General features: G+C 59.2%; 4 protein-coding genes. 2 read left to right on the forward strand and 2 right to left on the reverse strand.

The features are described 5' to 3' along the window. Positions 1–652: 652 nt before the first annotated feature. On the forward strand, positions 653–4,561 hold the full coding sequence (locus LAP85_21575; GenBank protein ID MBZ5498997.1) for a carboxypeptidase-like regulatory domain-containing protein: 3,909 nt from the start codon (positions 653–655) through the stop codon (positions 4,559–4,561). Between the two features lie 341 nt (positions 4,562–4,902). Then, positions 4,903–7,107, forward strand: coding sequence for a tetratricopeptide repeat protein (locus LAP85_21580; GenBank protein ID MBZ5498998.1), 2,205 nt, complete (start codon positions 4,903–4,905; stop codon positions 7,105–7,107). Here LAP85_21580 and LAP85_21585 read toward each other — a convergent pair. Further along, complete coding sequence (locus tag LAP85_21585) at positions 7,097–11,068, reverse strand: carboxypeptidase regulatory-like domain-containing protein (protein ID MBZ5498999.1); 3,972 nt, start codon at positions 11,066–11,068, stop codon at positions 7,097–7,099. The two genes, LAP85_21580 and LAP85_21585, sit on opposite strands and share 11 nt — an antisense overlap. Before the next feature lie 1,152 nt (positions 11,069–12,220). Further along, the gene (locus tag LAP85_21590; protein ID MBZ5499000.1) at positions 12,221–16,138 is read right to left on the reverse strand and encodes a carboxypeptidase-like regulatory domain-containing protein; all 3,918 of its coding nucleotides are present in this window, start codon (positions 16,136–16,138) and stop codon (positions 12,221–12,223) included. Positions 16,139–16,788 lie beyond the last annotated feature (650 nt).

Genomic DNA, 16,788 nt, shown 5'->3' on the forward strand with positions numbered 1-16,788 from the left:
TTTCTGCATAAAGTCGGAAGGCCGAAGTGTAGATCGCAATTCAAATCGATTACGGTCGTTTCTTGATGCAACTCAATGGAACACTGTGGGTTGCTAGATTTCTAAATTTGCTCAGTGGGACAGCAGTGGGACGCCACCCTATTTCCGGAAACCGGGACGCCACCCTATTTCCTGCCTGACTTGCCCATAACTCGCCTATCGTGGCAGGAAATAGGGTGGCGTCCCGGTTTCCACCGGTTTCCAGATTAAGAGGAGTTAACAATTTTCTTGCGTTGCGGGATTGGCATTGTTATGATCGCTCGCGAGCCAAAAATCGAATGAATTCGTTATGGAATTCCGATTCGACTGCTCAATAAGTTAGCTTCCTGGCAGTGGCAGGGGAGGAGAACGGTGGCGCTCAGGGCCTCGACCCCTGAGCCCAAAACACTCCCATCAAAGCGGTGGATTTCCTTAGAGATCCTCAACTACTCTTTCGCATTAGACAGCCCAATGTTGTCTCCGCTCGCAGCTGATATCACCCGGTTTCGCGGGTTACGTCTCTGCAAACGTATGGAACTATGCGGAGGAGATACCGTGGCCGGATCTTGAATGGAAATCCCAGGTAACATCTTACTCATTCAATAGGATCAAGCATCCAATCAAGGAGTTTCCTATGAAATTATGCTTAATCAGGCTGCTTTCAGTGATGCTTTTTCTTTCGCTGATCAGCACTTTCGCCCTCGCGCAGGGCGGCGGCAACCTGTCTTCCATCTCGGGAACAGTCGTCGACACGTCCGGCGGCGTCATCCCTGGTGCGGAAGTTGTCGTAAGGAACAACGCCACCGGCGGTGAGTCCAAGGCCATAACGGCCAGCAACGGGACCTTCTCCGTTCCTGCACTAACTGCTGGTATTTACACCGCTACGGTTTCAGTTCCAAACTTCAAAGTGGCGGTTTACAAGGACATCACAGTTGAGGCCGGCGTTCCGGCCACGATCCGTGTCACCCTCCAGGTAGGCGGCAAAACCGAGACAGTCGTAGTGGAGGCAGGCGCGGAAATGGTGCAGTCGCAGACAGCCAACGTGGCGAGCACCATGAACATTGCCCAGATCATCAACCTGCCGACCGGGAGCCGCAGCGCTCTCGAAGGCGTCATCCTGAGTCTGCCGGGGATCAGTATCTCGGGCACCGACACCCGTGAGGCCCGCGTCATGGGATTGCCGGAAAACATGGTCAACATCACGATTGACGGCATCAGCTCGCAGGACAACTACATGAAGTCGACCGACGGCTTTTTCAGCCGCGTGCGTCCAGGCATCGATGCCATGGAGCAGGTCACTGTTTCCACGGCGACGCCGGGCGCGGAAAGCGCCGGCGGGGGCGCGGTGCAGGTCAAGTTCGTCACGCGTTCCGGCAACAACGACTACCATGGCGGGATCTACGACTACATCCAAAACGACGCCTTTAATGCCAACTCGTGGTTCAATAACCGCAACGTCACGGCGCCCGCCGGTGCAGACCCGTTGACCTGGAAGGCGCCTCCAACAATCGTCAGGCTGCATCAGCTCGGCGGCCGTTTCGGCGGCCCGATCTCGCTGCCGAAGAAGCTCTTCGGCCCCCTGGGATTCGACGGCCGGGACAAGGCCTTTGTCTTCTTCAATTACGAGGAATTGCGCCAGCCCACCTCGGTTACTTCGACCAGCACACTCTTCACCCCCGAGGCCGAACCGGGCAACTTTCTGTGGACTTCAGGCGGAGTCACCCGGAGCGTGAACCTGTTGAACCTCGCGGCTACAAACGGGTTTGTGTCCACCTGGGACCCGACTGTCAAGCAGATCCTGGCCGACATGCGCACTTCTACTTCTCAAGGAAGCCTAAGAGCGGGCAACGATCCGCTTGTTCAGTCCCTCACCTTTGTCCTTCCGACGAAGACCAAGTGGCGCTATATGACAGGCCGGCTGGACTTCAACCTGACCAGCAGCCATCGCCTGGAGATCACCTGGAACCACAACAAGCTCTTTTGCCTCCAATATGACACCACAAACGGCTATGAGCCGAATTTCCCGAATTCGCCGAACTACGGAGTTCAGTGCTCGCAGCGCTACAACGGGTCCGCGGCGCTGCGTTCGACTTTGACCCCGCGGCTCGTCAATGAATTCCGCTCCGGCATGTCCGGGGGGCCCAGCATGTTCAATTCGAACATGGGTCCCGGTATGTTCAGCGGCTCGGTATATAACATGGACGGCTACGTGGTCAGCGTCAGCGGGGCGGGGATCACCAATCCCTATGTCGCCTCCACCGGCAGCCGCCGCAATGCGACGAGCAAAGTACTCGAGGACTCGATGACCTGGAGCAAGGGGGCGCACAGCATCACTTTTGGCGGCAACTTCGCACAGTACGGCGTGTGGAGCATGGGGATCCGAATCCTGAGAACCCCAAGCGTCACCCTCGGGCTCGACAATACTTACGACCCGGCCAGGGTAATGTTCGATAGTGTCAACGGCCCGAAAAACTTCCAGGGAGCGAACTCAAGCCAGCTCTCGGCCGCCCGCAGCATGTATGGGGTTATGGTCGGGAGCGTTACATCATTGGGAGGCACCGCATACCTGAGCGACCAGGACAATAAGTACAAATTTAATGGGGATAACGTCAACCGCGGCCACTATCAGGAATACGGCTTTTTCGCGCAGGATGCCTGGCGCATGCGTCCCGGCCTGACGTTAAACTATGGCGTGCGCTGGGAGCTCCAGCTGCCCTTTGTCCCCGGCAACGACGTCTACTCCACGGCCACCATCGCTGATATCTGGGGAGTATCCGGCGTCGGCAACATGTTCAAACCCGGGACCTTGACGGGCAAGGTGCCGGAGTTCATCCAGTACAAGACGGGCACGAGCGCCTACAATCAGCGATGGAAGGACTTCGCTCCCACTGTCGGGGTTGCCTGGAGTCCAAAGTCGGATAACAAATGGCTGAGTCGCATCCTCGGGGAGACAGGCAACACGGTTGTCCGCGCCGGATATTCGATCGCTTTCAGCCGGATGGGAATGTCCACCTACCTTGGCGAATTCAGCGGCAATCCAGGCGGATCCCTGACGGCCACGCGAAACGTGTCCCGAGGCAACCTGGTAAGCGGCGTGGGCACCGATCAATGGCCGCTGCTTTTCCGCGACAGGACTCGGCTCACCCCGGGCACATTCCCGGATGCGCCGGTCTACCCGATCACATCGGCGACCTACTCGGAAACGGCTTCGATGACGGTCTTCGAACCCAATCTCAAGACACCCTACGCCCAGTCCTGGCAATTCGGTATCCAGCGCGAGCTTGGCAAGAGCATGGCCGTCGAAGTCCGCTACGTGGGCACCAAAGGTCTCCAGCCATGGTACACGTATGATTACAACGACACCGAGAGCAACATCTTCGAGAACGGAGTCTATGAAGAATTTCAACTGGCAATGAAGAACCTGCAGGCCAACGTCGCCAACGGGAAGGCATCCTCCGGCTTCAAGTACCTGGGGCCGGGAACAGGCACCTATCCCCTGCCGATCAGCCTTGCCTGGTTCAACGGGTTGCCCAGTTCCTCTGCGAGCGACCCGACGAAGTACACGGGCTCGAACTGGACCAGCAGCACCTATGAGGGCTACCTCAACAGGGTGAACCCAAACGCGGTATCTTACGCGTCAGCTTTGTACAGCGATGCCACCAAGCGCGCCAACGGCAAAGCAGCGGGCATGCCGGCCAATTTCTTCGTCACCAACCCCAACCTGCTCGGCGGCGTCGCCGTCCAGGGCAACGGCGGATACTCGATGTATAACTCGATGGTCATTGAGTTGCGTCGGCGCATGGCGCAGGGATTGCTGTTTCAGGCAAACTATACCTTTGCCAAAGCCTTCACAGGATCCTGGTACTCCCTCCGCCGCGAACGGTTCAACGACATAAGCACCGGCACTTTGCCTCACACCTTCAAGCTCAACTGGGTGTGGGAACTGCCGTTCGGCCAGGGCCGCAGGCTCGCTGCCTCCACGGGCAGGCTGCTCGACCGCCTTATCGGCGGCTGGGAATACCACGGCGTCTTCCGCATTCAGAGCGCCGATTGGGACGATTTCGGCAATGTCAAGGTGGTAGGCATGACGGACAAGGAACTCCAAAGCATCTACCAGCTGCGCTTTGATGATGCGAAACGCATCATCTATCAGCTGCCGGACGATATCATCCAGAACACCATCTTGGCGTACAGCTTCAGTCCGACTTCCGCAACCGGGTACAGCGGAGCCGCTCCCACTGGACGCTACTTCGCTCCCGCGAGAGGGGTAGACTGTACCTCAATCTTTTCTGAGGACTGCGCACCGCGCCATCATTATGTTCGCGGAGCACCGTGGGCCCGGGTGGACATGAGCCTGGTGAAGCGGATCCGTTTCACGGAGAGCAAGAACTTTGAGCTCCGCGGCGAGTTCCTGAATGCGTTCAACGAGGTCAACTTCAACTACACGACAGGATGCACCGGCACCAGCCTGAATATGTGCCAGGTGTCTGGAACGCAGGGCGGCCCGCGTACTATCCAGGTCATCGTGCGCTTCAACTTCTAATTTCTCCTTCTCGGAGGAACGCGGCCGGGCCGCGTTCCTCCGAGCCGCTTTTGCAAACGACGAGATACACGAAATGTCCGAGGTTTGTGGCCGCCGCCACACCGAGTGTTTCGTGGCGCCTGTAGTAAACCCCCTCAAACCGCAAGAAACGCCAGCCCCTATACGCCGGTCTCCGATCCCAGGCCGTTGTCTTTCGGCGCGAGGACGGATATAACTAACCTCTCATGGGCAACAGGAAACAAAGGCCGCGTCGGGCCGGCAGCAATTGCGATAACAGTCCGCCACAGCCGGATGCTCATTCCCGCGCGGCCGACACGACGCAGAATCATCGGATTTGGCTCTTGCTGCCGCTGCTATTGCTCGCTGTCTTGGCGGCCTATCAGCCGGCCTGGCACGGCGGCATGCTCTGGGATGATGATGCGCACATCACGCCCAGCGCGTTGCGCTCCCCCGGCGGATTGTGGCGCATCTGGTTCGACCTGGGCGCAACCCAGCAATACTACCCGGTCGTCCATTCCGCTTTCTGGTTCCTATACAGGCTCTGGGGCGAGAGCACCCTCGGTTATCACCTCCTCAATATCACCCTCCACGCCCTGTCTGCATTCCTCCTGGCCGTCATCCTGCGCCGCCTCGCTGTCCCGGGGGCCTTTCTTGCCGCTCTCATCTTCGCCCTCCACCCTCTCCAGGTCGAGTCCGTCGCCTGGATCTCCGAGCTGAAAAACACCCTCTCGGGTGTGTTCTACCTCGGTTCCACCCTGGCTTATCTGCACTTCGACAAAAGCCGTCGGAAGCGCTTCTTTGCTGTAGCATTGGCACTATTCATTCTCGCCGTACTCAGCAAAACCCTTACCGCCACGCTGCCGGCTGCACTCCTCGTCCTCCTCTGGTGGCAGCGCGGCACGCTCAGCCGGCGTCGCGACCTGATGCCGCTTGCGCCATTTTTCGCGCTCGGCATCACCGCAGGCCTGCTCACCGCCTGGGTCGAGCGAGCCTTGATCGGGGCCCAGGGGGCCGAGTTTCAATTCACCTTCATCGAGCGCGGCCTCATCGCCGGCCGCGTTATCTGGTTCTACCTCGTCAAACTCTTCTGGCCGGCGAATCTCATCTTCATCTACCCGCGCTGGCAGGTCAGCCAGACAGTATGGTGGCAGTACCTCTATCCTGCCGGCGTGCTCGCCTTGCTGGCCGGCCTGTGGCGGCTGCGCAAACGATCCCGCGCACCCCTGGCCGCCCTGCTGCTCTTCTGCGGGACCCTGTTTCCTGCGCTCGGTTTCTTCAATGTGTTTCCTTTCCGTTTCTCTTTCGTCGCGGATCACTTTCAATATCTCGCGAGCCTGTCCATCATCGCGCTCTTCTCCGCCGGCCTGGCGATTCTGGCCAGGCGCTGGAATCTCCATCACAAGGCCGACGCGGCAGCGCTCCTGGTTCTGGGAGCCGCTCTGGGCGCGTTGACCTGGAGCCAGAGCCGCCAGTACACCGACGCGACGACACTCTATCGGGCGACGCTCAGCCGCAATCCTACCTGCTGGATGGCCTACAACAACCTTGGAATCCTGGAACTGGGCGGCCGCCCTGATGAGGCTATGGCTCACTTCAGAGAGGCCCTGCGACTTAAACCGGATTATGCCGAGGCGCTCAACAACATGGGTCAAGCCCTGGAAACGCAGGGGCACATTGAAGAGGCGATTGCGCACTACCAGGATGCCCTGCGGGTCGATCCGGACTACTTTGATGCGCAGTACAACCTGGGCCGGTTATTGCAGAAACTGGGCAGACCCGAGGCACTGGAAACCTTGACGGTGGCCGTGCGGCTCCGGCCGGATTTCGCGGAAGCCCGCAACAGCCTGGGCAACAGCCTGGAAAAGCTCGGCCGGCATGAGGAGGCTCTGGCTCAATACGAAATGGCATTGCGGCTCAAGCCCGATTCGGTGGAGGCCCGGAATAATCTGGGAAATGTGATGCAGGCGATGGGCCGCCTGGACGAGGCCCTCGCACAATTCCGGGAAGCCCTGGAGCTCAAACCTGACAATCCCGAGGCGCACCACAATCTGGGTGTCACGCTGCAACACATGGGTCGTGCCGAGGAAGCAGTGGCCAGCTACAGAGAGGCCCTGCGTCTCAAGCCCGACTATGCCGAGGCCCATATCAACCTGGGCTTCGCCCTGCAAGGACTGGGCCGTCTTGATGAGGCCGCGACCCAGTATAGGGAGACCCTGCGACTCAAACCCGGCTATGCGGACGCTCACTTCAATCTGGGGAACGTCCTGCAGGGGATGGGCAGGATCGGGGAGGCGGCGGCGCAGTATCAGCAGGCGATTCAATACAGGCCGGATGATGCCGAGATCCACAATAACCTGGGAGTCGCCCTCGAGAGATTGGGGCGATTGAATGAAGCCCTCACCCAATACCGAGAAGCTCTGCGGCTGAACCCGCATTCTGCCGACGCTCGCGCCAACATCTCCAGGATCTCAACGGTCCTGTTCCGAAAAGGGGAACACGGCCAGAGCCGTGTTCCCCTTATTTACAGGTTGGAGATTAGAAGTTGATGCGGACCACGAATTGGATCAGGCGTCCGCCCGGATCCTGCTGCTGGTTCGGGTCCGTATAGGCCGAGGTCACCTGGCCGCAGGTCGAGCTGCTGCTGGCGCAAGTCGTGCCGGTGAAGTTGATGTTGTTGAAGGCGTTCAGGAACTCGCCGCGCAGCTCAAAGTTCTTCGACTCCGAGAACCGGATCCTCTTGACGAGGCTGATGTCGAAGCGCGTGAACCTCGGGCCCCTGACGTAGGTGGTATAGCCGGCGCAGTCGCCCGACACCACCTGAATGCAGCCGCCGCTGTTGGCGGGCGCAATGTAGCGTCCGGTGGGAACACCCCAGGCGGTGCTGTAACCGGTGGATGTGGTCGCGCTGTAGTTGAAGGCCGCGATCGTGTTGATGCGGATGTCTTCCGGCTCGTAGTAGACCAGCCGGTTGGCATCATCAAAGCGCAGCGCCATGGCATTCTGCAGATCCGCCAGCGTCATCCCGACCAGCCTGACGTTGCCGAAGTTGAGCCGGTTGCCGGACTGCATGCGGCCGGTGCCTTCGATCTCCCAACCGCCGATAACCTTGTCGACCACGCCATGCGAGTTGGCGAACAGGAATTTCCCGCTCCCGAATGGCAGCTCGTAGACCCAGTTGATCTTGAACGCATGCGGCAGGGTGTCGCCCAGACTCTGCAGATAGGGTGTGCGGTACGAGGCCAGTGAGCTGTTCATGGCCTTGGCCCAAGTGTAGTTGGCCTGAACCAGCAGCCCCTTGGACAAGCGGCGGCGCAGTTCCACCACCATCGAGTCGTAACGGTTGAAGCCGCCGTTGGTCGAGATCCAGGCGCCCCCCGACGCGACGGTCGGATTGACCACAAACTCATTGGCGGGTATGCCGGCAGCTGCGGCGTTGGCGCGGCGGCCCGCGTCATTCCACAGGCTGGTCGCATAGCTGCCCGGGTTCGGATTGAATTTCGCCAGCGTGTTTACAAAGGTGCTGCTGGTGAAGTTCGAAGAGGTGTACTTGGTCGTGTCACCCGCCTGCGCGGCCGGGATGCCTGAGAAGTACGCCAGTGTGATCGGCAACGGTGAGGTCCCGGATCCTGGTCCGGCGTACTTGAAAGTATTCCCGCGGCCCGCTGCCTGATTTGCCTGCAGGTTCGCCATCGCCAGGTTGAACTCGTCCAGGAACCCATTCTCGACGATGTTCTGCTCGTTGAGATTGCGCTGGGTCCACGGCTGCATGTTGCGCGTGCCGACATAACGAACTTCCAGTGCCATGTCCCGGGTAAGCTCGCGCTGGATGCCGAACGTCCACGACATGGTGTAGGGCGTTTTCGTGTTGGGATCGAAGAGATTCACCTGATCCGAGATCGAAGTCGACTGGAGCGGATAGGTCGGCGTCGAGATGAATGGAGGCGGGCCAAGGCGGCTCTTGTCACGGAACAGGATCGGCCACACATCGCTGCCGACGCCACTGACCAGGTTGCCATTGCTGGCGTTGCGGGCGGCATTGACCGTGATTCCAGGATTGGCGCTGTACATCGAGGTGTAGTCGCTCATCCCGTTGCGGTTGTAGGCAATCGAGTAACCGCTGCGGATCACCGTCTGACCGCTACTGCCGACAAGCCGGCTGAGGAAGCCCTCCTTCGCACTCGGGCTCCAGGCAAAACCGGCACTGGGCGCGAAATTTGAGTAAGTGGTATTGTAGGCGGGAGTGCCCGCCACGAACTGTTTGTACGTCGGCGCCTGGCCTACCAGGTTGCCGGGCGTATAGAGTGTGCCGTTGCCGTAGTTCTGGGGCCCGGAAAGCCCCCACAGGTCAGTCAGGTCATTCGTAGAGTACACGCTGTTGAGCGGGATAAACGGCATCTGCAGCTCCCAACGCACACCGTAGTTGAATGTCAGACCCGGGCGCATACGCCATGAGTCCGCAACGAAGGCTCCCATTTCACGCATGTGGCCGCGCTGAACGTTCGACCCATTGTATGTGTACTGATTGTTTACCTCGCTCAGGACGCCATTGCCGCCGATGGAACTGACACGCCCGGTCAAGAGTGCGTATATGGTTTGGGCATTGCCGTACTGCGAGCTGGACGCGCCCTGGAAGTTCTTCGGGCCGTTGGTCGAATTGAACATGATCGCCGCCGGATCGTAGCTGGTGTTCAAGCCCAGACCGATCGTCGGCACCATCTGGTGGCTCTCGGTGAACATGCCGATGTTGGTCCAGGTGCCCCCGAAGCTGATGCTGTGCGAACCCTTGGTCCAGCTCAGCGTGTCCTCGATGGTTTCATTCGGCACGCTGCGGCGGGAGGGTGTCGTGTAGCGGTAGGGGCTGTAGCCTGTAGGGAAGGCAATGCCAAAGCCATCCATGTTGTAAGTGGATCCGCTGAACATCGAAGGACTGCCGTTGCCGTTCCAGAGGGTGACCCCTCCCAGGAAGGCAAACCGCGCTTCGTTGACGATCCTGGGCGTGATGGTCGAACGCAGCGCCGAGGATTGCGAGAAGCGGTTCCCGCCCTGCTGGCCGACATTCGGTGAACCCGGGTAGGCCGGGTCATAACTGTTGAGGAAGTCGGTGCCGGGAACATAGCGATGGAAGTTCCAGCTGAGCTCCAGGCGGTGCTTGCTTGTCAGGTTGAAGTCGCCGCGAGTGGTCAGGAACTTGCGCACGCCCAGGCCCTTGTTGGTGAAGATGTAATTCTCGTACAAAGGATCGCTCTGGAGGATCTCGCTGACGCCGTTGGCCGGGTCCTGCGCCGCCGCCCGAATGTCGGTCAGCAGTTTCTGAATGGTCGGGTCCGGGGTAGCGGTCTGGCCATTGGCGGCTGCCAGATTCCAGAGATTTACGGTCTGGGTCCCTGCGCCAGTCACGGTGTAAGGGAAGATGCCGTTCTCGACTCCCGGGCCGAAGAAGGTCCGGGTCCGGGTCTGCTGGGCCGGCAGGCGGAATTCCTCGTAGTTGACGAAGAAGAAAGCCTTATCCTTGCCGTTGAAACCCAACGGGCCGAAGAGCGCCTTCGGAAGCGTGATCGGGCCGCCGATACGGCCGCCGGGCTGATTGAACAGCACCCGGTCGCGCAACGCCTTGCATTTCTCAAACTCAGTCTGCATCTGCGCCGTGGTGCAGGGAGTGGTCGTGCCGTTGTAGGCCGGCGTCTTGTCGCGGTTGTTGAACCAGTAGTTGGAATTGAGCGCCGGATTGCGATGGTACCAGTAGGCGCTGCCGTGGTAATCGTTGTTGCCCGAGCGGGTGACAAATTTGATCTGGACCGCGCCCTGGCCGGAACTCTCGGCGCCCGGCGTGGCCGATGAAACGGTGACCTCTTCAATGGCATCCAGGCGCGGGCTGATCAGGCTGAAGAAGCCGTCACCGCCGGAATTGCCCTTGAGGTACTGGTCCTGTGTGTTGATGCCGTCGATCGTGATGTTGATCGAATTGTTCGGCAGACCGTTAATGGTGGAGTTGCGCGCGCCTCCCGTCGTGTTCACGCCCGGCAACATGACCAGAAAGTCCATGGCGTTGCGGGTGGCCAGAGGGAGTTGGGTGATCTGATTCACCGTCAGCGTCGTCGTGATGTTCGCCGATGACGCCTGCACCACCTCGGCGTTCGCCTGCACGGTGACCACTTCGTTGCTGCCGCCGACCTGGAGTTCAACCCGGATCGTGGAGGTCGTGCCGGCAGTCACCTTGATGTCCTTGACGCTCGCTTGTTTGAAGTTGGGCACGCTCACCGTAGCCGTATACGTTCCAGGAGGCATGGCAGGAATGGAAAAAGTGCCGTTATCCGCAGTGACCGTCTTGAACTCCGCTCCGGTTTCATTATTTTTGACCGTGACCTCCGCGCCGGGAATGATCCCGCCGGACTGGTCGACGACCGTTCCTGTAAGCGCGGAGCTCGCACCGCCCTGGGCGTAGCCGATCCAGCTGAGCAACGCAACCAGAAGCGTGGTGGAAACTAACCGTAATGCACAATGTTTCATAAGGGTTCCTTGGATTAAATGGTTGATTCTCGAAACCGGATCATCGTCCTCCCGGTTTCGCTCCCACATTCATTCTGTGATCAAGACGTCCCTCACGCCTGCTGCAGGCGTCGGGTCAATCAGGGAATCAGCATTCATGCAAGCGGCTGCAAGCAGGCGCTGCCCTCACAGCGCCGCCCCTTCTGAAGGCCGCACACATTCGCGGGATTTGCCAGGGAACCCGCCAGAATCAGGGGAGGTCACGCGGCTTCGGGATCATCCGCCAGGTGGTGTTCAGGTCTCGAAGCACTTCCGCTTCTCCGCCCCTGCTTGAGAAAAACAAGAAGCTGATTCTTAGATTATCTGTATCAGCGCACGCCTTAAGTTCGCGGCGTCGAGCGATCCTAGCGTCCTTCGCTGCAATGACGCAAGTACATCATAGTGTTTTAATTATAAACAATGTCCATTAGTCGTTGTCTGATAAGCACATGGTAATCGGAGATGGCGGGCATGAAAAATTCTATTTACCCCCGCATACGCGTCTCGATTGCATGAAACCCTGTCCTGTAGCATTCTGCGCGGTGACGGACCTGCCGCCGCAGTCTTACATATGTATTTGCTGGCAGGAAAATATAAACACATTTTAATGTTTTTATTTCCAGATTCTGAGTGCATTTGCTAAGCAAGTCGCAATCATGGCAAGTAGTGGGGGCCGAAGTGTCGGTTTGCCTTGTCAGCAGCGGCTGGAAATTGCGTTCTCCGCCCTGATCGCTTGAAATGAGTCCTTGTAGCGGTTAGTCGAGGCTAATCTATTCGGAGTTTAACCTGAAGTATTCACGCGGTTGGATGGCAAGCGGAAAAAAACCAGGGAATTGGCGGCCGATAGATGCGGCCAGGAGCTATTGTCGCCGACAAAATCAAATCCGTCGTCGTCTATCTGCGTCTTTCGGCGTCCAGAGATCTATTTTGGACATTCACTCATGAACAATCCGGATTAAAGGCAGAGCACTGAATGACACGATTCCCACAAATAGAGATATTCGTGAGATTCGAATCATTCGTGGCTGCTTTCCCGTCTTGAGGAGTTGTTGTTGGAGCGGCTGTTATTGGTACCGGGTAGGTGAACGAAATGGAGAGGAACACGGCGCGGCCGTGTTCCTCTCCAGGGTGGACTTAGAAGTTGAGACGAAGGACGGCCTGGATGACGCGCGGGCCGTTTTGGGTCCCCGACAGCTGGCCGCCAGTCGCGCTGGTGCCGGTGTAGACGCTGCCGTTGAAGTTGGTGTTGTTGAACGCGTTCAGGAACTCCGCGCGCAACTCGAAGTTCTTCGATTCCGTGAACCTGATCCTCTTCACGAGGCTCATGTCGAAATTCTGGAATCTCGGACCCCGGACGTAGTTGGTCAGCCCCGTGCAGTCGCCGCTCACCACCTGGATACAGCCGCCGCTGTTCGCGGGCGCGATGTACCTTCCCGTGGGCACGCCCACGGAAGTGCTGTAGCCGGTGGACGTGGTCGCGCTGACGTTGTAGGCCTTGATCGTGTTGCTGAGAATGTCGGCAGGCACGTAGTAGACCTGCCGGTTCTGATCGTCGAAGCGCAGGCCGACCGCATCCTGCAGATCGCTCAGCGTCATCCCGACCAGCCTGACGTTGCCGACGTTGATGAGGTTGCCGCTCTGCCAGCGGCCGGTTCCCTGGAACTCCCAGCCGCCGATGAGTCTGTCAACCACGCCGTGCGCCTCGCCCAGCAGCGTTCTGCCGCTGCCGATCGGAAGCTCGTAGACCCAGTTGATCTTGAATGCCTGCGGCAAGGTGGCGCCCGTAACCGTGGCACGGGGGGCGCGGAACGATAGGAACGAACCGCTCAGGCCCTTGGCGAAAACATAGTTGGCTTGAACCAGCAGGCCACGAGACAGCCGGCGGCGCAGTTCCACCACCATCGAGTCGTAGCGGTTGAAGCCGCCGTTGGTCGACAACCAGGCGCCGCCCGAGGCGACGGTCGGGTTGACGAAGAAGAAGTTCGCCGGCAATCCCGCGGCCAATGCATTGGCGCGCTGGGTCGCGTTGTTCCAGAGGCTGGTCGCGTAGCTGCCCGGGTTGGGGTTGAACTGGGCCAGCGTGTTCACATAGGTGCTGCTTGTGAAGCTCGACGAGGTGTATTTCGCCGGATCCATGGCTTGTGTCGCGTTGAAGCCGCTCAAGTATGCGAGCGTGATAGGCAGCGGAGACGTGCCGGGCGCGCCGGTGTAAGCAAAAGTGTTCTTGACGTTGTACGCCTGGTTCGCCTTCAGGTTGGCCATCGCCAGCTTGAACTCGTCGAGCATCCCGTTTTCGACAATGTTCTGCTCGTTGAAGTTTCTCTGGGTCCAGGGCTGCTCGTTGCGGGTGGCCACGTAACGCACTTCCACCGCCATGTCCTTGGTCAGCTCGCGCTGCAGGCCGAAGGACCAGGACATCGTGTACGGTGTTCTGGAGTAGGGGTCGAACAGGTTGACCTGATCCGAGATCGACGTCGACTGTATCGGATACAGCGGTGCGTCGGCGAAAGTCGGCGCGCCGAGGCGGCTCTTGTCACGGAACAGAAGCGGCCAGACGTCGGTCCCGGCACCGCTGACCAGGTTGCCGTTGGCGACGCTGCGCGTCGCATTGACGGTCATGCCCGGGTTGGCGCTGAACATGGAGGTGTAGTCGTACATGCCGTTGCGGTTATAGGCCAGGCCAAAACCGCCGCGGAGCACCGATTTGCCGTTCTCGCCCAGGATCTTCTTGAGGAAGCCTTCCGCATTCGGACTCCAGGCGAAGCCGAGGCTCGGGGCGAAATCATGGTACGAGGTGTTGTAGGCAGGATCGCCGGCCTTGTAAAGCTTGTACGTCGGCGCGACGCCGGCTATGGTGCCGGGTTTGAACATGTTGCCGTATCCGGAAACTCCGTAGAGATCCGCGACGGTGTTGGTCGTGTACATGTTGTTGAGCGGCACGAACGGCAACTGCCCTTCCCAACGCACGCCGTAGTTCAGCGTCAGGTTGGGGCGCATGCGCCAGGAATCTGCAATGAAGAATCCCAGCTCGCGCATGTGGCCGCGCTGAACCTGGGCGCCGTCGTAGGTGTACTTGTTGGTGATCTCGCTCAGGATGCCGGTTCCGGTGATCTGCGTCACGCGCCCGGTCATCAGCGCGTACATGCTCATGGCCGTGCTGATCTGGGCACTGGATGCGTTCGGGAAGTTCGTCCCCTGGTTCTGGGTGTTGAACATGATGTACGACGGATCGTAGGTGGAGTTCACCCCGAAGGAGATCCCGGGCGCGATCTGCTGACCCCAGGACCACAAGCCGACGTTAGTGAAGGAGCCGCCGATGCTGAAGCTGTGCGAGCCCCTGGTCCAAGTCAGTGCGTCGTCGAACGATTCGTTGGGCACATCGCGGCGCGACGGATTGTTCTGACGGTAAACATTGCTGATCAGGCTCAGGCTGAGCGCAAAGCCATCCTGGTTGCCCACCCCGTTGGTCTGGAACATGCCCAGATTCACATCCGGCGAGAATAGGGTCACGCCGCCCAGCAGGCCGGTGCGCGCTTCATTGACGAGCCTTGGGGTCAAGGTCGAACGGAGCGTCACGGAACCAGAAAAGCGGTTCGAACCCTGGGTGCCGAAGTTCGGGAACCCCGGGTACGCCGGATCCATGCTGTTTGTGGTGTCCACGTCGGGGACGTACTTCATGAAATTCCAGGTCCCCTCGATGCGGTGCTTGTCCGTCAGGTTGATGTCGAAGCGGGCCGTCGGGGACTGGCGCAGGTAAAACCCTTTGTTGGTGATCATGTAATCCATGTAGGCCGGATCGGTCTGCTGCTTCACAGTGCCCTGCTGCGTTGTGGCGTTGCGAATGTCCGCCAGCAGTTTCTGGATAGTGGGATCCCATGTGGCCGTCTGCCCGTTGGCGGCTGCCAGATTCAACAGGTTCACCTGCTGCGTCGTCTGGCCCACGGTGTAAGGGAAGATGCCTTGATCCACCAGCGGGTTGAAGATCGTCCGGGTCCGGTTCTGTGACCAGGGCTGACGGGTTTCCTCATAGTTGAGGAAAAAGAAGGCTCTGTCCTTGCCGCTGAAGCTCAACGGCCCGAAGAGCGCCTTGGGCAGACTGATGGGACCGCCTACGCGGAAGCCCCACTGGTTGAGTAGGAGGAAATTGCGCGGCGCTTTGCACTTCTCAAATTCAGTCTGCATTTGCGCCGCGGTGCAGGGTGTCTGCGTGCCGTCGTACGTCTGACCGCGGTCGCGGTTGGTGAACCAGTTGTTGGCATTGAGCGCCGAGTTCTGATGGTACTCGTAAACGCTGCCGTGATAATCGTTGTTGCCGGAGCGCGTGACGAACTTGATCTGCACCGCACCCTGGCCGGCGGCTTCGGATCCCGGAGTCGCCGTGGAAAGCGTCACTTCCTGGACGGCATCCAGGCGCGGGGAGATCATGCTGAAGAAGCCGTCTCCGCCCGCACTCCCCTTGAGGTAGTTGTCCTGGGTGTTGATGCCGTCAATCGTGATGTTGATGGTGTTGTTGGGCATGCCGGCGATCGTGGAATCGCGGGCGCTTCCGGTCGTGTTCACGCCGGGGAGAAAAACCAGAAAGTCCAAAGCACTCCGGGTGGCCAGCGGCAGGCTCGCGATCTGGGTGGTGTTCATCGTCGTGGTGATGGTCGCCGTCTGCGACTGCACGACCTCGGCGTTGGCCTCCACCGTGACAACCTCACTGATGCCGCCGACCTGGAGCGGGACACGGATCGAGCCGGGGGCCCCTGCGCTAAGCACGATGTCCTTGACGACCGCTTGCTTGAAGTTCGGCATGCTGACGGTAGCGGTATAGGTGCCCGCAGCCAGGGCCGGTATGAAGAAGGTCCCGTTATCCGCAGTGACGGCCTTGGACTCTGCGCCGGTACTGTTGTTTTTGATCACAACCTCCGCTCCCGGGATGACCCCGCCGGACTGGTCGACGACCGTGCCCGCAAGCGAGGAGCTCGCTCCGCCCTGGGCATAGGCAGCCAAGCTGACCAATGTCACCAGAAGCATTGCTGTAACTAACCTGAATAAACTACTTTTCATAAAAGGTTCCTTGGGTTGAGTGAGTTAATTCTCGAAATCGGGTCTGATCACCCGGTTTCGCACCCGCGATCTTTCTTTGGTCGAGCAGTCTGCTCGGGAAAAAATCAGCTGTCCCCCGTCCCTTCCGGGAGGAGCATGATCGGTCAGAAATCAACCGTGATGGCCGCCCTCTTCAACCTGCGGCCTTCACAGCGATGTCTGGAATGAGTGCCGATAATTGCGGGCTGCCTGGGGCCCGCCGAGATCAGGAGTGACTTTTCGGCTTCGAACATCCGCCAGGAGGTCCAAGCACGACCCTTCGCACTCCCTTGATGCATACGCCTGGCTCACAGCGTACGGGGCGATGCTAGCCATTCCGGCTCGCCGTTGCAAGCACATCATATAACTATAATTTATAGATATTGCTGGCCTTGCGGCAATTTAATTAGCAGATACTAAATCATTAAAGGATGGCGGCTGGGGTTGACCGGCAAGCCTGTTTCGTCCTTGCATATTCTGGTTGCAGCGGGCTGCGAATCGACCTCCACGATGGTGGCGGATGCGCTCGTAGGCGAAGGTTAATGGCCAGTGGTTTTCAGGTTGCAGGCGTCTAATTCCGAGGCCGGCATTTTCGGAGCGGAGAGATTCCTCTGTTCCGGCCGGATTCGATG

It is taken from the genome of Terriglobia bacterium (assembly GCA_020072565.1).
Taxonomy (GTDB): Bacteria; Acidobacteriota; UBA6911; order UBA6911; family UBA6911; genus JAFNAG01.